Origin of the sequence: Vibrio nitrifigilis (assembly GCF_015686695.1) — a bacterium.
Lineage (GTDB): Bacteria > Pseudomonadota > Gammaproteobacteria > Enterobacterales > Vibrionaceae > Vibrio > Vibrio nitrifigilis.
This window is the reverse complement of sequence record NZ_JADPMR010000001.1, coordinates 2831009-2849590: the sequence shown is the minus strand read 5'-3', so window position 1 is coordinate 2849590 and position 18582 is coordinate 2831009. Positions and strand designations below refer to the sequence as shown.

Sequence of the window (18582 nt, the reverse complement as noted above, 5' to 3'; positions counted from 1 at the left end):
TAACTGACAGCGGCTTCGACTTAATTAGACGAGTAAAGATTATTCACGAACATAGATGACGTGACCATCATCTTCTTCGTCATCCCAATCTTCATCATCCCAATCATCTTCAGTGATAACATTATCACCAGCCATTGCATCTTTATGGTAGTCATCCCACATAAAGTCAACAGACTCTTCAGCAGTCACTTCTTGTTCAACTTCACGAGGAAGTTCATCCATGAAGTTCGCTAACTTCATACACAGCTCTTTCGTGCCTTGACGATTGATTGCAGAGATCTTGTAGTAATCTTCTTCCCAACCTAAAGCATCGATGATGTTTTGAATGATCTCATCCGCTTCTTCTTCAGGCAGAAGATCTACTTTATTGAACACTAACCAACGTGGTTTAGTTGCCAGCTTATCACTATATTGTTCAAGCTCATCAATGATCGTTAATGCATTTTGCACAGGATCACTTTGATCCACAGGCATAATGTCGATCATATGTAGCAGTACACGACAGCGCTCAAGGTGTTTCAAGAAACGAATACCAAGACCTGCACCATCTGCCGCCCCTTCGATCAAACCAGGGATATCAGCGACCACAAAGCTACGCTCTGGCACTACACTTACCACTCCCAAACTAGGGATCAAAGTGGTAAATGGATAATCAGCGACTTTTGGTTTTGCCGCTGAAACCGAACGGATAAAAGTAGATTTACCTGCGTTAGGTAAACCAAGCATACCCACATCAGCTAACAGCAATAGTTCTAAACGAAGTTCACGAACTTCCCCTTTAGTCCCCATGGTTTTCTGACGAGGTGCACGGTTAACTGACGATTTAAAACGAGTGTTACCTAAACCGTGCCAGCCACCTTTAGCAACCATCACACGTTTACCATGCTCTGCAACTTCACCCACAATCTCATTAGTGTGGATATCAACCGCGCGCGTACCAACCGGTACACGTAAAACTTTGTCTTTGCCGCGTTTACCAGTACAGTTACCGCCACGACCATTTTCACCGCGCTCTGCGTCATAGAAGCGCTGAAAACGATAATCGATAAGGGTGTTAAGGTTTTCATCGCCTTCGATATAAATATCGCCGCCATCACCGCCGTCGCCACCATCAGGGCCACCTTTGGCAACGAATTTTTCACGCCAGAAGCTAACAACACCGTTGCCGCCATCACCAGCTTGAACCTTCACTACCGCTTCATCAACGAATTTCATTTTTTACTCCGCATCATTTGCGTTGCAATATCATCTACTGAGAATGCTATTAATTTTAGCAGAAGCCGACGACTCAGGACATATCGCTTACTACTATGGAACAAATAACAAGCTACTCTCAGATGAGTACCTTGGTATGGGCTCTAATTTTATAAGCCGCAAATAAATAAAAAACCCCACCTAACGGCAGGGCTTTTGGATTCATTAGAAACTAAAATTATTCAGCTTCGATGCTAACGAATTTACGGTTTTTAGGACCTTTAACTTCAAATTTCACTTTACCTTCAGATAGAGCGAAAAGAGTGTGGTCTTTACCGATACCAACGTTATTACCAGCGTGGAACTTAGTACCACGTTGACGAACAATGATGTTACCTGCTAGAACAGATTCACCACCGAAACGTTTAACACCAAGGCGTTTACTTTCAGAATCGCGGCCGTTACGAGTAGAACCACCAGCTTTTTTGTGTGCCATTGTTAGACTCTCCTAATAACTTAAGCGTTGATACCAGTGATTTTCACTTCCGTGAACCACTGACGGTGACCTTGCTGTTTGCGAGAGTGCTTACGACGACGGAACTTAACGATTTTAACTTTATCGCCACGACCGTGTTGTACAACTTCTGCTACAACTTTACCGCCCTCTACTAGAGGAGCACCAACTTTAACATCTTCACCGTTAGCAACAAGAAGAACTTTATCGAACTCTACAGTTGCGCCAGTTTCAACGTCTAATTTTTCTAAACGAAGAGTTTGACCTTCGCTTACACGGTGTTGTTTACCACCAGATTGGAAAACAGCGTACATATTTTACTCCGCTTTTTCCGCACAGCCGTATGCTTACATAATGTGCATTTTGGGTGTGCGCTAAACTAATCATCAATAGGGCGCAGATTCTACTCGAAGGACGCCCTTAAGACAAGCCATAATTTAAAAAAATTGGCGAAAACCTAATCGCCAAAGAAAAGTGGCGAGATCATGCCCTTCAACCATGTATTTATCAACGTTTTTTAGTGTATTATTCAACAATTATCGAAGAACTAAACGCCATAAAGGCTCTAACTTCAGCCGGATTTACGATGGATTTTAAAGCTATCCAAGCGCTTACTGCCAATGATATGGCAAAAGTGAATGAAACAATTCAAGCGCAATTAAACTCAGATGTATCACTGATTAACCAACTTGGTTTTTATATCGTCAGTAGCGGAGGTAAACGTCTACGTCCTCTACTTGCCGTTCTTTCTGCACGCGCTTTAGACTATCAAGGGACAAAACATACACTCGCAGCCGCCTTTATTGAATTTATTCATACGGCGACATTATTGCACGATGATGTGGTCGATGAATCAGATATGCGCCGCGGCAAAGAAACAGCGAACGCAGCATTTGGTAACGCAGCTAGCGTGCTAGTTGGCGATTATATTTACACTCGTTCATTCCAAATGATGACTCAACTTGGTTCCATGCCAATTTTGACTGTCATGAGCGACGCGGTAAACGTGATTGCGGAAGGTGAAGTTCAACAACTGATGAACTGTAACGATCCTGACACTACCGAAGAAAGCTACATGCAGGTTATCTATTCAAAAACAGCTCGCCTGTTTGAAGCGGCAACTCAAATTGGTGCTTTACTTGTAGAAGCGCCTAAAGAAATAGAGTTGGCTATGCAGAACTACGGCCGCTATTTGGGTACCGCCTTTCAACTTATCGATGATGTGATGGATTACACATCAGACGGAAAAGAGATGGGTAAGAACGTTGGAGATGATCTCGCAGAGGGAAAACCGACACTGCCACTGCTTCATGCAATGCGTAATGGAACACCTGAACAAGCGGCAATGATCCGTGAAGCGATCGAAAAAGCCAACGGCATGGATCGTCTTGAGGAAATATTATCTGCAATGGATCAAGCAGGATCATTAGACTACACCACGAATAAAGCAAAAGAAGAAGCAGATAAAGCAATTGCTGAACTCAGCGCAATTCCCGACAGCGAATATAAAGAAGCATTGATTACCCTTGCTCACATGTCTGTGAATCGCACGAAATAGAACCGAGTATTGATTTCTAGGTTCTACGGAATAAAAAAGCCGACTCAACGTCGGCTTTCGTTTTTCTGTGTACTCAGAATACTCTGAAAAAGTCAGAATTATTTGGCAAAATCTACGCCAGTTTGAATATCTTTATTCAATGTCGGCAGCATATCCGCCAACTCTTTTTGCTCATAAGCACTCAGTTTGCCGTATGGAAGCACTTCCTCTACGCCATTTTGGCCAAGTTTAACGGGCTGAGCGAAGAACGGTGCGTGTTCACTACCACCATCGACATAAGCGTATTCAATAACCTCTTCACTACCTTGTAGAGCTTTGACAAGTGCTAATCCAAAGCGACATGCAGCTTGACCCATCGACAGTGTCGCAGAACCACCACCCGCTTTCGCTTCAACAACTTCTGTACCCGCATTTTGAATTCGATAAGTGAGCGATTTTGCTTCTTCTTCACTAAAACTTACCCCTTCTACTTGGGAAAGTAATGGCAAAATAGTAACTCCTGAGTGACCACCAATCACAGGAACGCGAATGTTGCTAGGGTCTTTACCTTTCAATTCAGCAACAAACGTTTCGGCACGAATCACATCAAGAGTCGTCACACCAAACAGTTTACGTTTATCGTACACACCTGCTTTTTTCATCTCTTCGGCAAAAATAGGAACCGTTGTGTTAACCGGGTTAGTAATCACACCCACACAAGCTGTTGGGCAGGTCGCAGCGACTTTCTCTGCTATCGACTTAACGATACCAGCATTAACATTAAAAAGATCAGCACGATCCATCCCTGGTTTACGAGCAACACCAGCGGAAATCAATACAACGTCCGCGCCCTCTAGAGCAGGAGTAGGATCTTCACCTGCATAACCTTTGATTGATACAGGGGTTGGAATGTGGCTCAAATCTGCAGCCACACCGGGAGTCACCGGAGCAATATCGTAAAGAGCAAGATCGGTTCCTGCTGGTAGACGATTCTTGAGCAACAATGCAAGGGCTTGACCGATGCCACCAGCGGCACCAATAACAGCGACTTTCATTCTAAGTTCTCCTAGAGACTTCAGGTCTCTTATATATGTGTTTGGTAGGGTATGGTGAGTTCACTCATCGCAAGTATAGTAATCACATTTTGATTACATAAATTTAACTTTTGCTTTTTGAGAGATCGCTCAACACATAACTAGCCATCACACGATAATCGGGGGCGCTATTATGAAAATTTCTCTCGAAACCTCAAGAGGACCTCTAATAAATATAGTAGTTTTTGTGTCTTTAAGTGACCTTTATGACATTTTTATGGGATAATTTGGCGAAACCTGCATATCTATGCGAAAATATGCAGCAAATCCATCATAGAATCCTAATAAAGAGAAAAATGCGCAATACAGACAAACAAGATAACCTCGTTCGTGCTTTTAAAGCTCTACTCAAAGAAGAAAGATTTGGGTCACAGGGTGATATCGTTGATGCACTGAAAAGCGAAGGATTCGAGAACATTAACCAGTCCAAAGTCTCACGGATGCTGACGAAATTTGGCGCAGTACGTACGCGTAACGCCAAGATGGAAATGGTTTACTGCCTACCGGCAGAACTCGGCGTCCCAACGGTATCGAGCTCGCTACGAGAACTCGTGTTAGATATTGATCACAACCCTGCACTTGTTGTTATTCACACAGGTCCAGGTGCAGCACAGCTAATTGCTCGCTTGCTTGATTCCCTAGGTAAATCCGAAGGTATCCTTGGCGTTGTTGCTGGTGACGATACTATTTTTATTACTCCTACGGCAGCAGTTCCCACAGAGCAACTCTTTGCTTCTGTCTGTGAACTGTTTGAATATGCAGGCTAATTACAGATATCCAAGTCACCTCAAAATGCGGGTTCAGGATTCGTTGCTGAAACTCTGAACGGTGTAGCTGAGGACATAGGACATTTGAGTATATTGCCTCGTAACGATGATTAAGCCACTGCTTGATTATATGATCTTCCTCGGTCATCCATTTTAGGATGATCGAGTTATTCCTCGCAAAACAATCCAATATACCCAAATGACCTCAAGATGCAGGATTCAAAGCTTCATCAACGAGCCTAGATCAAGCTCAATCACGGCAGGAATGGTATTCCCTTTCAACGTGATTGAGCGCAGAAATAGGTTTGTTGATGAGCTCCCAAAGGGCGAGTTGTATTCGCTCCTAGGCTGTGTTACTGATTCTCAACGTAGAATGACTATGTCTTCAAATCAGTGCCTTGCCTAAGAGCGAATACATTCTCGCAGAAACAGCATCTTGAGGTTACTTGGGTATAACTATTTAACGATCGATATTTTGATCATTTTTTCACTGTTTTTTTGTTATTATTCCGCCACTTTTTAAAGCGTATTCAGGGACGGTACGTAAATTCCATTAGCATTGTTCTTTGCTAATAGATAGCGCTCTCGTTCTTTACAGAACATTAATGAAGGAAAGGAATTCATGGCATTTCGTAAGTTACTTCATCTTGCTGTACTAGCCTCAGCCATTACGACTATTACTCCCGCTAGCGCACGAGAGTTTATTACCATCGGTACAGGATCTGTCACTGGCGTCTATTACCCAGCTGGCGGAGCTATTTGTAAACTGGTGAATCAAGAGCGTAAAACACACCAAATTCGCTGCTCTGTTGAGTCGACTAACGGTTCAGTTTACAACGTGAATAGCATTCGTTCTGGGGATTTAGATTTAGGTATTGTTCAATCCGATTGGCAATACCATGCCTACCATGGAAGCAGTGAATTTAAACAGCAAGGTCCGTACAAAAAACTGCGCGCGATCTTTTCACTTCATACAGAACCTTTCAATATTATCGCTCGGGCTGATTCGCATATTAAAAATATCAAAGATCTTGCTGGTAAACGTATTGATATTGGTAATGTCGGTTCTGGCGATCAAGCAACAATGCAAGTCGTAATGAAAGAATTTGGCTGGACTAAGCACAGTTTCAAATATGTGTCTGAACTTAAAGGTTCTGAGCGCTCCCAAGCTCTGTGTGACAATAAGATAGATGCGTTTATCTATATGGTTGGTCATCCTAATGGCTCCATTAAAGAAGCCACTACATCGTGCGATGCTAAACTGATCCCAGCAACGGGTTCACAAATAGACGCAATAGTAAGTTCACATCCCTACTACACATACACTGATGTACCAGCAGGAATGTACCGTGGCACCGATCAAGACATAAAAAGTTTTGGTGTAGCAGCGACACTAGTCGCAAGCAGTGATCTCCCCGATGACGTTGCTTATAACATCGCTAAAGCGGTATTTGAAAATTTTGACACGTTTAAACACCTACACCCTGCTTTTGCTAATTTGAAAAAAGAAGACATGGTAAAAAATGGCTTATCAGTTCCACTGCATCCCGGAGCGCTAAAATATTATAAAGAAATAGGCCTTATCAAATAATTGCAACTCTCAAGATGAGGATTCATAGCTTCATTATCGCAATTCATCGGTGATACCTATTTCACTAATCGTTAGGAACAGCTCGCGTTAGTGATAATCATTCTTAATAATATACCTAAGGTAGATTGAGCTTGAGGTATCACCATGAAAAAGACATTGAGTTTCGCCACTATCCACTTTACGGTTGCGTTTACCGTTGCCTATATTCTTACTGGCGATATTATCCTAGGCAGCTTAATTGCAATGCTAGAGCCTTTAATTAATACCGGTGCATTTTATCTGCATGACCAGGCTTGGCAAAAATTCCCATCGCTTAAGAAATGGCACAACCAAACGTCTATAAAAACAATCAGTTTTGCCGTTGTCCACTTCAGCATCGCTTTTTCTGTCTCTTACTTACTATCAGGAAGTTGGTTAGTGGGGGGAATAATGGCAACGATAGAACCGAGCATTAATACCGTTATTTTTTATCTACACGAGAAACTATGGCAACGCCAAACTCAATGGCGTTGCCCAATACATGGTATGTGAAGCTCAGAAGAGCGCTTGCGATAAGGAATGGTGCAAACCAATCCACTGAGAGTCCGACTGCCCATCAAGATCGACTTCCACTTGATACATATCCTCTTGTTGAGGATCCTGAGGATTAAATGCTTTTGGAGCTTCTACTTGAAAAAGTACACTAGCCTCATGAGAACGAACATCCAAAGGGACTTGATAAGTCATACCATCAAATTTCACGGAGGCGGAAACTAGCTCAGGATGTAAATTCGTAAAGTAAACATGAACAAGTAATTCACAGCCGCCACTGTAGTGCCAAACTTGCTCCGTTGTGACATTATCAAGACGAGTATTATTGATAAATTGCAGATAGGGAGCGCGCCATATTCCGATACGAGTATCATAATGCTTAATAGGCTCTGAACGAGCGAAATCCGTAATATCTTCCTCAAAAAGAAGGGGTTCTTCTTCCTCTAAAAAGAGAATTTCAATCCGATTTCCCCCTTTATCCAGATACGGTTTCACATCTTTACGGTAGATCGCCTGTGTACCATCACAGTCAAAAACAGCAATACCATTGACTCGCACCTCTGCATGGAAATCAATTCCCTCAAGCACCAAATCAATGGCTTGAGCACGCATCATCTCTTCATCCATTTCTACATCATGCATAAGATGCCACTCTTGAGCCGCAATCTCTTGTTCTGTGATGGAATCCGGTAGTACCTTACTCAGCGGCGCAGGGAAGGTAATATCGTCTTGAGGAATAGAGAGATCAGTAAGAGGAGAAAGTTGCCACAGACCGGCTAACGAAAGCTGCATAAACAAATAGTAATTTTATTGTAATGAATTTGTTTCTTTATACCCAAGCAGATATAAAAATACCAGCACAAAGGCTGGTACTTTTAGAAAAGAGTGAGACGGAGTCTATTCTTCGTCGTCGTCATCTTCTTCGTCATAAAGCGCATCTTCACCTTCATAGAAGGTACCCCATCCGTCATAGATGATGTCATACTTTTCAGCGAGGTTAACTAGCTTTTCCACTTGTTCATCAATGGCTTCAGGGTTTAATACTGATTGCATTGTCGCGTCAAAACATAGCAATTTATTGCCATCTTCATCTTCAGTTTCTTCTGCTTCTAATACTTCAAAACCCATTTTAAAAGCATCAATAGCTGCTTTTTCTAGCGTTTCAAACTGTTCAGCAAACAAGTGGTGTTCAATTTCATAGAGCGCTTCTGGATCACTGCCATCTTCAAGTAAGGCCTCTATAATATCGCGAGTCTCTTCCTTTTGAATCTCGATCAATTCTTCCACAGATAGATAATCATCTTCATGAGACATAGTGTGCTCCAGACAGTAAAAATAGGATCAATTTTTGTGGGTCGAAATATGGCATGGATCGCGTTGAATTACCACTACAAAACGATCATTAGCCGATCTTTCATTTCTATAAATAAAAAAGCTGCGTTGATAACGCAGCTTATAATACGACACGTTAGATTATTCAGTACCACCAACCGTCAAAGCATCAAGTTTCAACGTTGGCTGACCAACACCTACAGGTACGCTTTGTCCTGCTTTACCACAAACACCAACACCACGGTCGATACCAAGGTCATTACCCACCATAGACACTTGTTGCATTGCTTCAATGCCAGAACCGATAAGAGTGGCACCTTTAATGGGAGTAGTAATCTTACCGTTTTCAATAAGATAGGCTTCAGATGCAGAGAAGACGAATTTACCAGAAGTAATATCCACCTGACCGCCGCCAAAGTTCGGTGCGTAAACCCCCTTCTTAACGGTAGAAATGATCTCTTCCGGAGTATGCTCACCTGGTAACATATATGTGTTGGTCATACGCGGCATTGGAAGATGTGCATAAGATTCTCGGCGACCATTGCCCGTAGGGTTCACACCCATAAGACGCGCATTTAACTTATCTTGCATGTAACCTTTCAGTTCGCCTTTTTCAATCAATACATTGTATTGACCAGCAACACCTTCATCATCAACATTTAATGAACCACGCAAATCTTTCAATGTACCGTCATCAACAATAGTACAAAGATCTGATGTGACTTTCTGACCGATCTTGCCAGAAAACACCGATGAACCTTTCCGGTTAAAGTCCCCTTCTAAACCATGCCCCACAGCTTCATGAAGTAAAACACCAGGCCAACCAGAGCCAAGTACTACCGGCATTGTTCCCGCTGGCGCTGCAACGGCTTCCAAATTCACAAGCGCTTGACGAATTGCTTCATCTGCATAAGAGAAGGCAATTTTTTGTCCTTCAATCTCATTTAAAAAGTAATCGTAATCAAAACGACCACCACCACCTGAACTACCACGCTCACGGCGATCGCCTTTTTGTGCGATAACACTAATAGATAAACGAACCAGTGGACGAATATCTCCTGCATAAGTGCCATCAGTCGCCGCAACAAGCATCTGCTCATGAACACCACTTAAACTCACAGACACTTCTTGGACAAGAGGTTCTTTAGTACGGATGTATGCATCAAGCTGCTTCAATAACTCTGTTTTTTGTTGTTTTTCCCAACAATCGAGAGGATTCACATCAGCGTAGTAAGCTTGGCTATCATTCAAACGTTTGAATGCCTGAACCTGTCCGCTTTGACCACTTTGAGCAATACCTCGTGCTGCATTTGCGCTCTGCTTTAATCCCGCTAACTCAATTTGATCTGAGTAGGCAAAACCCGTTTTTTCTCCGGTGATGGCACGCACACCCACACCGCGATCAATATTAAAAGAACCGTCTTTAATAATGCTATCTTCTAATACTAAAGACTCATGCCAACTGGACTGAAAATAGATGTCAGCGTAATCAATTTGACGAGTAGCAATGCTCGACAAGGTATCCGCAATATCTTGCTCTGTCAGCCCTGCGGGTGTAAGTAGTGCTTCTTCAATGCGGTTAATACTCATATCTAGCTCTTTGTTGATTGAAATTGATTGGAAAATCGAGCGTGCTCGATAATAGGCATCGCCTGACGAACCTCAGCCGATGCACTTCTGTCTATATCGACGATCAAACTACCTGCTTGCTGCTCTAATGAAGCAACAATTTCGCCCCAAGGGTTAACGACCATGGAATGCCCCCAGGTTTCTCTTCCACAAGGATGTTTTCCTCCTTGAGCAGCGGCAACAACCCAGCATTGATTTTCTATGGCTCTTGCTCTGAGTAGAACCTCCCAATGAGCCTGACCCGTCACCGCCGTAAACGCAGCCGGAACAATAAAAATCTCAGCGCCCCGCTGTCTTAATTCGGAGTAAAGATGAGGAAAACGAATATCGTAACAAATGGATAAACCTAATGCACCGAATGGCGTCTGTGTTAATGATATTTGGCTTCCTGCTTGAAACGTCTCTGATTCTCGGTATCGATGCTGGCTATCTGCAACATCGACATCAAACATATGCAGCTTATCATAATACGCCTGACATTGACCTTGAGAATCCAACAAAATAGAAGTGGAAGTCACGCTATCATCACGTTTTATAGGCATACTCCCTATTAACAACCATACCCCATAATGGCGGGCAATTTCAGCTAAACGAAGCTGAATAGGGCCACGACCGAGAGGTTCAGCATAAGCATGATAATCCGTGCGTTGACTAAATAATAAGGCATTCTCAGGGGTCACTATCCACTGTGCCCCATGTTTTACTAATCGAGCAATTTGTTTTTCAATAAAGGTGACATTGTCTGCGACATTAGGGCCCGATGTCATTTGGATAACACCGACTCTTTCCATATTCCCTCCTTGTCATTCAATGACTTTTTTTAGCTCCTTGGGCAAGGTGTACTCTCCTTTACTACGTGAAATTTCTTTCACCGTTGGTGAGTCCATAGGACCTTTGATCTCGTAGTTCACTTCAGTAAACACTTCTACCACAGGAGAAATGACCGTTGTGATAGCCAAGACATAAAGTGCGGTTTGCGGTGCGACAGCAAAAGCACTTAATACCGGGATACCGGATGTCATATCTGGAACAAAATGGACTTGAGCATCGACAGTACGATTATTGAGATCAGCCATCCCTTTTAGAGATAAATCTCCCGCAACAGCATCCATTTCAATATCGTTAGTCAGGAAGACACCTTGAGAAATTCGACCGCTACCGGTAATCGAGTTAAATGCCATCCCATCATCAAATACGTCGCTAAAATCCAACTTCATTCGTCTTATTAAAGAGTCTAAGCTAAATATACCTAATAAGTTTGCAGCCCCACTCACATCAGAGATAACCCCTTTGCCAAGCTTAGTGCTAACGTCCCCTTGTAAGGTATTGATACGCATAGACCAAGGAGCACCATCCCACTCTGTATTGGTTTTCAATTCAAAGGGAGCTTTTTGAATCCCAGAACTGATACCAAATCTATCCATCAGATCACTATTATTCTCACCTTTCATTTCCAATGACAGACGTGTATGGCTGGTATCTTTACCTAATTTCCAATCAATATCAGCATGTACTTCATTTGTACCGCTATTGATATCAATACTTTTCCAATGCAATAAATCGCCTTGGCGGATAAAGTCCATATTCAACTGACCGACTTTATAACCTTGGAACCAAAAGTCATTGATCGCTAAAGTTAAGTTTGGCATCAATTCGTGAAACTCGCGATCAAAATTAGTAATAAGGGGATCTGCCTTTTTTACTTCATCCACTATCAATGGTTTTTTGGGATCGCGATCATCTAAAGCTGGAACATAAAGATGTAAACGATCGAGAGACACGGTGAGATCATTCGACATTAAGTAGGTCGCTTTCCCACTTGCCTCCTGACTATTTAAAGACATGGACCAACCAGCATTCTTCTCTTTTGCTGAAAAATCCACGTCATGCCAATCTAAGCTACCTAAAGTAAGTTCCTTCACCTGCAAATCGACCTGTTGCGGTTCAGGAATTTTAATATCACTCGTGGCGGATGTAGCGGTTGAGCTCTGCTTTTGATCGTCACTCGCTAAAAACTCAATCCACTTATCTAAATTAAATTTATCCGTATTGATTGTGGCTTGATGGCCCATAATAGGATTGATTTTGAATTTACCTTTACCCAGAACTAAATTCGTTGCTTCAAGAACAGGGGTTGGTTTCGTGATATCAATATTCGCTTGATACTTTGCTTGCGGCAGTTCAACACGCGCCGCTATCTTTTCTTGATTGCCCGAAGCTTCAAGACGAGCCACTTCTGGAATACGCTCAGCTTTCGACAAAGGATAAGGATACTGGCTAACCACATCTGTTAATCCAGCGCGTAAATCCACCTGATACGTAAACCCAACATCATTCAGTTGTAAATGCACTCCCATTTGCCATGGTGCATGCCCATTGAGAGGCTCGATCCACTTCTTGCCAACATAAGGAGCAAGGGGTTTCACATCCCAATCGCCGACAGTATCAATTTGCACACCATAACCTTTGGTATTACTTTCACCTTTAAAATCAAGAGAGACAGGCTGATTTAAAAGTTGCCCAGTGATACCTGCAGCGCTAACCACATCATTATCAAAATGGATACGTCCAGACACGTCCTTCATATGAATGGGAGGAGCATCAATATCAACCGTACTTTTGGTCAAGTCGGCCCAACCCCATGCTCGAGGCTGTTTTTTGGTCGTAAATGGAATATCTAAACGAAAGTGAGATTTAACCTGCCCATTAATCTTAACTTCAGTTAGAGCAGCACCAACAGAATCAACCAAAGGCGTCGCCGTCATATAGTCACGAACAGCATTCCCTTCCGCTGTTGTTTGGGCTTCTAGCTCTATATGACCATTTTCTACCAAAGCCGGGATCTGACCGGTAATCCTTTTAGCGGTCACATCCATCATTTTGGCTGAATGTGAGTCCAAATACATGGCGTCATTTTCAAACAGCATATTCAACTGCAGATCAGTCAAAGGTGGCCAGGCCGTATCAAAACTAAAACGACCATCTTTAAGGCCAACCCAAGCCTGGAAAATACCGTTATGCTTGTGATAAGGAAAATCTCCTAACCTTCCATACCATAAAAGCTTCGCTGTATTGACTTTACCTGCTTGAATGGCAGTTGATAGATAGTCCGTTAGCTCTTGACCTAATGCCAAACGAGGCAAGTAACGCCAAGTTTCGCCAGCTTTGTACAAGTCAGTTTCTACGTAAAAAGAGAGCAAAGGACTTTGCTGATTTGGCATATCAAGACGAAACTGTCCGACAGCACTCATATCAGGCGTGGCGACCGCAACCTTATTACTCCACAAAGACCAACCATCTGCTTGATTTTGCCAAGTAAGATTAACGTTGCCGTGATTAATCTGTAATGGCGCTTGGAACACATCACCGTATGGTAGAACATCATCAGCTAATGATGCTTTGATATTCGCCTTCTTGATTGAACCACTAATGGTGGCTTGTAAGTGGTGAACTTCAGGCAATAAATCCCATTGAGCTATAGCACCATCGGCTAAACGAGCTGAGTAACGAAGCGATTCCCAACTATCACCACGTGAAACTCTTAAGTCTTCAATAGTGCCATTCGGTTTCAGTTTTTTAATGAGATCTTGAGCCTGAGTTGAATCAGAAAACAATCGGGTCAAAGGTAAAACCGCGCCGATATCTAGTTGTGACAAATTGAGCCGCCATGAATGAGGCTTCCAATCCAACGCCACATCTAAATCAGGCCATAATTGATCATCTGTCCTAATCTTTAGTGAGTGCCCACTTACTTTCCAACCATCATGAGTCGGGGATAAATTCACAATCCCAGATTCAATAAACAACTCGTGATTGGCAGTATCATCTTGCCAAGTCAGCTCCGAAGGTTGTAACTCTAGGTAACCATCTACCGGTTGGTTATGTTTTAATGTTACCCAAGCATTGAAATTCACCACACCGTTTTTGATGCCCGTTTTATCTTTGGCATACTTCGTAAGCCATGGGCGAACTTCCACTCGTTTGGCATCAGCATAAAACTGCCCTGAAACATCACGTAATGAACCGTGATCCTCAAATTGAGCCGCAATAGAGAGTGAATTAATGTTGGCCTCAGCGATGCTTACCACACCTTCAGCGAAGTGATGCTTTCCTTGATTCTTCCAACGAAGTTTATCGATATCTAATTGACGTGTTTCACCAGATACTGTTCGATACTTCACCGTAGAATCACGTAACGAAAAATTATCTAACTGTCGAAGAAACAGACTATCAATACGATTAAGGATACGCTGCTGAGTCTTGGTTTTATCTTGCGGAGCAGTCTCTTCCTCATCTGATTTCTGCATATTCACCCAATCCACTGAACTCACATCCAGTTTCAATTTATGAATAGTCAGATCAGCAATGACAGGTTTTTGCTCCCAAAGAGACTCCATCAAGTCAAATTCTATATCTAGTTGACCCGAGGAAAAATGGATATCGCTACCATCAGGAAAATCAGCAGTGACTCCCTGCAGCGCAATGGAAGGGTGCGTGTTTCGCCAGAAACCCCGCACATCTTGAATATCAAATTGGATGTTGGTCTGTTGACTAACCCATTGCTCAATTTCACCTTGAAAATGGTTCATATTAGGCAGCAGCACTCGCAGAGAAGTGACTGCTACCGCAAGCAATACGATTAAGCTAACCAGTAGCCAAAGTACTAACCGCCCTAAAAGGGTTAATCTCGAGATCACTCAATGTCCTATTACATCATGACAACATCAAACTGCTCTTGAATATAAAGAGGTTCAGCCTGAATACGTACTTCTTTTCCAATAAACACTTCTAACTCTGCCAGTGAATGTGATTCGTCACCTTGTAAAGTATCTGCCACTGAAGGAGATGCATAGACAACAAACTTATCCGCATCATAAGCACGATTAACACGTGTGATTTCACGTAAAATTTCAAAACAAACGGTTTCGACCGTTTTTACCGTACCGCGCCCTTCACAAGTAGGACAAGTAGAACACAATACATGTTCAATACTTTCTCTCGTGCGCTTACGTGTCATTTCAACTAGGCCTAAGTGGGTAAAACCATTGATGTTGGTTTTCACTCGATCTTGACTCAAAGCTGCATCTAACGAAGTTAGTACTCGCTTACGGTGTTCATCAGATAACATATCAATAAAATCGATAATGATGATACCACCTAAATTACGTAAACGAAGTTGACGAGCGATAGCTTGGGTCGCTTCAACGTTAGTATTAAAAATCGTTTCTTCTAAATTTCGTCGCCCAACAAAAGCCCCGGTATTAATATCGATCGTCGTCATGGCTTCAGTTTGATCAATAATCAGATAGCCACCAGATTTAAGTTCGACTTTTCGTTCTAAAGCTCGTTGGATTTCATTTTCGGTGTCGTACATATCAAAGATAGGTTTGTCACCTTCATAAAGCTCCAACTTACTCGTCAGTTCAGGAACAAACTCTGAAGTAAACTCTTTCAGGTTTTCGAACTCTTGACGAGAGTCGACCAATATTTTGGTGATATCTGTCGCAACGAAATCTCGCAGTAACCGTTGCGCTAATCCGGGTTCACCGTATAACGTTGAGCGCGTCTTATATTTGCGGCGGCGCTCCATTACTTTTGACCAAAGCCGTTTCAAAAAGGCGGCGTCTTGGGCTAACTCTTTTTCGTTCGCCGCTTCGGCAGCAGTACGGATAATAAATCCGCCATGCTCATCACAATAATGTTCGACGACTGATTTTAAACGATCACGCTCCGTTTCACTCTCAATACGCTGCGAAACGCCCACATGACTTGCGCCAGGCATATACACAAGATAACGTGAAGGAAGGGTGATATCCGTCGTTAAACGTGCGCCTTTCGTTCCCAGTGGATCTTTCACAACTTGGACGACGATGTCTTGTCCTTGACGCACTAATTCAGAAATGTCGCGCACCTGAAATTGTTGTTTTTCATTTTCTGACACACATTCTGTGTGCGGTACGATGTCAGAAGCATGAAGAAAGGCTGCTTTTTCTAAGCCAATGTCGACGAAAGCCGCTTGCATACCTGGCAAAACTCGGCTTACTTTTCCTTTATAAATATTGCCAACGATACCACGCTTAGCTTCGCGCTCGACATGGATTTCTTGAAGGACTCCGCCTTCAATCATCGCCACCCGCGTTTCACTAGGTGTCACGTTTAAAAGCAATTCTGCACACATGGATAAACCTCAATAAATTAATTTTTTACCAAACCATGTTCATAACAGAGCAAGAGAAGGCAATACGATTTGGTGAATGAAAATTACGTCATATCATAATGATTTAATTACATTATTGACGTGAAACAAGGCCTTTTAATTATACCCATATGATGTGTAAATATTCGGTTCAATATTGCATCAACACATTCGAGTAAAATAAAGAGCAGCAAGAAGTACTACTCGTTATTTTATTTAAGTATAACAATACCTTAAGACTGGATAAATGTTTGGATTAATTGATCAGTTTCGTAAAGAGGCAATCCGACAACCGCGTAATAGCTTCCTTCTATTCGCGTCACAAAACGCCCACCAATACCTTGTATACCATAGCTACCGGCTTTATCTAGCGGCTCTTGGGTTAACCAATAATCTTCAATTTCTTTGTCGGTCAGTGGCTTAAACCACACATCGGTGACAACGACGATTGAACGATGCTGCTGTTTATTTGCAATAGTTACTGCGGTCATCACCTGATGAACACCGCCAGATAGGGAGCGTAACATTCGCTGAGCATCAGAGAAATCACTTGGTTTTTCTAATACTTGTTCTCCCAGCACGACAATCGTATCAGAACCAATGACCAATGAATCAGGAGCCGATAAAGCGACACCAGCCAGCGCTTTATCACAAGAGAGACGTTGCACGTAATCCCGGGCTGACTCCTTTTCATGTCTGGCTTCTTCGACATCAGTCACAATGACATCAAAGTTATAGCCTAATTGAGTTAATAACTCACGACGTCTGGGAGATCCAGACGCCAATACTAGTTTATGCCTATTCATTTTAAATGCCAGTGACGTCTCACTTTTCGTAACAATAAAAACATCCATGGCCACAGAACACAGCTGATCACCCCACTCCACAAAGACATAGGATTAAAGGCCACATCTTGAATGAGATACTCACCAAGGAAGATAAGTACTTCAAGCACCATGACCAAAAATCCGATCACAACCGCTTGTTGCCAAAGTGCCATATTACGTAAAACCAAGAAGTTCATCGCTACGATATACACGACGATAGAAAACATCATTCCGCGAATGCCAAGCGTCGACCCAACTAAGAGATCCCACAATAAACCCAGCACTAATGCTGTTCCGACATTCACTCGGTGTGGCATGGCTAACACCCAGTAACAGATAACGAGGAATAACCAAGCAGGGCGAATTAAATCTAACGACCCAGGCCATGGAATGGTTTGAAATATCAGTGCACACAAAAAAGAAAGCCAAATAACTAGGCGCCCTTTCCAGTCGTTAGTTAGAGTCACTCTTATCCTCTTTTTCCATCTGCTTAATATCAGCATGTAATGCTTTGTGCTGACTATCTTCGTTTGGCCAAATCAGCAATAGGTAACGTAACCGATCAAAATCGACGACAGGTTTCGCTTTAATTGATGCAAACTCGCGGCGCGTGTCTTTATCCACATTAGTGATATATGCGACAGGATACCCTTCTGGGTAAACGCCACCTAATCCCGATGTCACCAACATATCCCCTTCCCGTAAATCGGTACTTGTAGGAATATGTTCCAGTTGGATTTCATCACTTTGACCATTACCAGAAGCGATCACCCGGATATCATTACGAATGTTTTGAACGGGAATAGCGTTATTAGGATCAACCAATAGCAATACACGGCTATTGTGAGCGGCAACGAACGTCACTTGACCAACAATCCCTTTTTCATTGATAACAGGCTGACCTTCATAAACACCATCAATACTACCTTTATCAATCACGACTTGATGCCGATAGTGAGACGTATCTACCGCCATCACTTCTGTGACCATTTTCTTTTCGTCTCGTACGAAAGACGATCCCAGCAACTTACGCAGACGTTTGTTTTCTTCTTTATATTGATCAAGAAGAATCAGATCACTTTTCAGTGTTAACACTTCACGTTTTAATTTGCTATTGGACTCTAATAGGTGTTCATGAGTACTAATACGTTCGTAAAAGTCATCAAACATAGTTCGAGGAAGATCGGCAGCAAATTGAATAGGCGCAACAAGGCTATTCAATAAAAAACGGACGTGAGAAAAAGTATCTAAACGGCTATCAGCCAGCATAAGGCTGGCTGATATAATCACAGCGAAGAACAGACGTAGCTGCAGAGATGGTCCTTGACCAAATATAGGCTTCATCTTAATAATCCTAGAATTAAACGCTG

At 42.5% G+C, this 18582-nt stretch carries 17 protein-coding genes; 4 read left to right on the top strand and 13 right to left on the bottom strand.

Features of this window, described 5'->3' with window-relative positions; translation table 11 throughout:
* Positions 1–39 precede the first annotated feature (39 nt).
* From cgtA to rplU, 3 genes are all read right to left on the bottom strand, one after another.
* Positions 40–1215, bottom strand: coding sequence for an Obg family GTPase CgtA (gene cgtA, locus I1A42_RS12695; protein WP_161154004.1), 1176 nt, complete (start codon positions 1213–1215; stop codon positions 40–42).
* A gap of 217 nt (positions 1216–1432) precedes the next feature.
* The gene (gene rpmA, locus I1A42_RS12690; RefSeq protein ID WP_161154005.1) at positions 1433–1690 is read right to left on the bottom strand and encodes a 50S ribosomal protein L27; all 258 of its coding nucleotides are present in this window, start codon (positions 1688–1690) and stop codon (positions 1433–1435) included.
* 20 nt (positions 1691–1710) lie between these two features.
* Complete coding sequence (gene rplU / locus I1A42_RS12685; protein ID WP_008072988.1) at positions 1711–2022, bottom strand: 50S ribosomal protein L21; 312 nt, start codon at positions 2020–2022, stop codon at positions 1711–1713.
* A 272-nt stretch (positions 2023–2294) separates the two neighbouring features.
* Here rplU and ispB point away from each other — a divergent pair, with 272 nt between their 5' ends.
* Complete coding sequence (ispB, locus tag I1A42_RS12680; protein WP_161154006.1) at positions 2295–3266, top strand: octaprenyl diphosphate synthase; 972 nt, start codon at positions 2295–2297, stop codon at positions 3264–3266.
* Positions 3267–3364: 98 nt separating this feature from the next.
* Here the strand turns inward: ispB and mdh are convergent, their stop codons facing one another.
* Positions 3365–4300 (bottom strand): malate dehydrogenase, encoded by a 936-nt coding sequence (gene mdh / locus I1A42_RS12675; protein WP_161154007.1) that lies wholly within the window; start codon positions 4298–4300, stop codon positions 3365–3367.
* Positions 4301–4635: 335 nt separating this feature from the next.
* On the opposite strand from mdh, the gene argR reads away from it, so the two are divergent.
* The 3 genes from argR to I1A42_RS12660 all read left to right on the top strand — a co-directional run bounded on the left by argR (position 4636) and on the right by I1A42_RS12660 (position 7228).
* A complete protein-coding gene (argR, locus tag I1A42_RS12670; protein WP_161154008.1) occupies positions 4636–5106 on the top strand; it encodes a transcriptional regulator ArgR in 471 nt (156 codons plus the stop codon).
* A gap of 622 nt (positions 5107–5728) precedes the next feature.
* On the top strand, positions 5729–6697 hold the full coding sequence (locus tag I1A42_RS12665) for a TAXI family TRAP transporter solute-binding subunit (RefSeq protein ID WP_196123660.1): 969 nt from the start codon (positions 5729–5731) through the stop codon (positions 6695–6697).
* A gap of 144 nt (positions 6698–6841) precedes the next feature.
* Complete coding sequence (locus I1A42_RS12660) at positions 6842–7228, top strand: DUF2061 domain-containing protein (RefSeq protein ID WP_196123659.1); 387 nt, start codon at positions 6842–6844, stop codon at positions 7226–7228.
* Between the two features lie 3 nt (positions 7229–7231).
* Here I1A42_RS12660 and I1A42_RS12655 read toward each other — a convergent pair whose 3' ends face one another.
* From I1A42_RS12655 to mreC, 9 genes are all read right to left on the bottom strand, one after another.
* Positions 7232–8020: a glycosyl hydrolase 2 galactose-binding domain-containing protein gene (locus I1A42_RS12655; RefSeq protein WP_196123658.1), complete on the bottom strand. Its 789-nt coding sequence runs from the start codon at positions 8018–8020 to the stop codon at positions 7232–7234.
* Between the two features lie 105 nt (positions 8021–8125).
* The gene (gene rraB, locus I1A42_RS12650; RefSeq protein ID WP_196123657.1) at positions 8126–8542 is read right to left on the bottom strand and encodes a ribonuclease E inhibitor RraB; all 417 of its coding nucleotides are present in this window, start codon (positions 8540–8542) and stop codon (positions 8126–8128) included.
* A gap of 159 nt (positions 8543–8701) precedes the next feature.
* The gene (gene tldD / locus I1A42_RS12645) at positions 8702–10150 is read right to left on the bottom strand and encodes a metalloprotease TldD (RefSeq protein WP_196123656.1); all 1449 of its coding nucleotides are present in this window, start codon (positions 10148–10150) and stop codon (positions 8702–8704) included.
* A 2-nt stretch (positions 10151–10152) separates the two neighbouring features.
* A complete protein-coding gene (locus I1A42_RS12640) occupies positions 10153–10980 on the bottom strand; it encodes a carbon-nitrogen hydrolase family protein (RefSeq protein ID WP_196123655.1) in 828 nt (275 codons plus the stop codon).
* Between the two features lie 12 nt (positions 10981–10992).
* Positions 10993–14886 carry a YhdP family protein gene (locus tag I1A42_RS12635; protein ID WP_196123654.1) on the bottom strand — a complete coding sequence of 1298 codons (3894 nt, stop codon included), beginning with the start codon at positions 14884–14886 and terminating at the stop codon, positions 10993–10995.
* 11 nt (positions 14887–14897) lie between these two features.
* Positions 14898–16367: a ribonuclease G gene (gene rng, locus I1A42_RS12630; protein WP_161154016.1), complete on the bottom strand. Its 1470-nt coding sequence runs from the start codon at positions 16365–16367 to the stop codon at positions 14898–14900.
* Positions 16368–16618: 251 nt separating this feature from the next.
* Positions 16619–17191 (bottom strand): Maf family protein, encoded by a 573-nt coding sequence (locus tag I1A42_RS12625; protein ID WP_196123653.1) that lies wholly within the window; start codon positions 17189–17191, stop codon positions 16619–16621.
* The gene (gene mreD, locus I1A42_RS12620) at positions 17188–17679 is read right to left on the bottom strand and encodes a rod shape-determining protein MreD (protein WP_329604823.1); all 492 of its coding nucleotides are present in this window, start codon (positions 17677–17679) and stop codon (positions 17188–17190) included. Before mreD ends, I1A42_RS12625 begins: the two co-directional genes overlap by 4 nt.
* On the bottom strand, positions 17666–18556 hold the full coding sequence (gene mreC / locus I1A42_RS12615) for a rod shape-determining protein MreC (protein WP_161154019.1): 891 nt from the start codon (positions 18554–18556) through the stop codon (positions 17666–17668). The genes mreD and mreC overlap by 14 nt, the downstream gene beginning before the upstream one ends.
* Positions 18557–18582: the final 26 nt, after the last annotated feature.

Coding starts and splice junctions, on each gene's coding strand:
- I1A42_RS12660 (WP_196123659.1), top strand. CDS start 6,842: ATGAAAAAGACATTGAGTTTCGCCACTATCCACTTTACGGTTGCGTTT.
- rraB (WP_196123657.1), bottom strand. CDS start 8,542: ATGTCTCATGAAGATGATTATCTATCTGTGGAAGAATTGATCGAGATT.
- I1A42_RS12655 (WP_196123658.1), bottom strand. CDS start 8,020: ATGCAGCTTTCGTTAGCCGGTCTGTGGCAACTTTCTCCTCTTACTGAT.
- cgtA (WP_161154004.1), bottom strand. CDS start 1,215: ATGAAATTCGTTGATGAAGCGGTAGTGAAGGTTCAAGCTGGTGATGGC.
- tldD (WP_196123656.1), bottom strand. CDS start 10,150: ATGAGTATTAACCGCATTGAAGAAGCACTACTTACACCCGCAGGGCTG.
- mdh (WP_161154007.1), bottom strand. CDS start 4,300: ATGAAAGTCGCTGTTATTGGTGCCGCTGGTGGCATCGGTCAAGCCCTT.
- argR (WP_161154008.1), top strand. CDS start 4,636: ATGCGCAATACAGACAAACAAGATAACCTCGTTCGTGCTTTTAAAGCT.
- I1A42_RS12640 (WP_196123655.1), bottom strand. CDS start 10,980: ATGGAAAGAGTCGGTGTTATCCAAATGACATCGGGCCCTAATGTCGCA.
- I1A42_RS12665 (WP_196123660.1), top strand. CDS start 5,729: ATGGCATTTCGTAAGTTACTTCATCTTGCTGTACTAGCCTCAGCCATT.
- rplU (WP_008072988.1), bottom strand. CDS start 2,022: ATGTACGCTGTTTTCCAATCTGGTGGTAAACAACACCGTGTAAGCGAA.
- rng (WP_161154016.1), bottom strand. CDS start 16,367: ATGTGTGCAGAATTGCTTTTAAACGTGACACCTAGTGAAACGCGGGTG.
- rpmA (WP_161154005.1), bottom strand. CDS start 1,690: ATGGCACACAAAAAAGCTGGTGGTTCTACTCGTAACGGCCGCGATTCT.
- mreC (WP_161154019.1), bottom strand. CDS start 18,556: ATGAAGCCTATATTTGGTCAAGGACCATCTCTGCAGCTACGTCTGTTC.
- I1A42_RS12625 (WP_196123653.1), bottom strand. CDS start 17,191: ATGAATAGGCATAAACTAGTATTGGCGTCTGGATCTCCCAGACGTCGT.
- ispB (WP_161154006.1), top strand. CDS start 2,295: ATGGATTTTAAAGCTATCCAAGCGCTTACTGCCAATGATATGGCAAAA.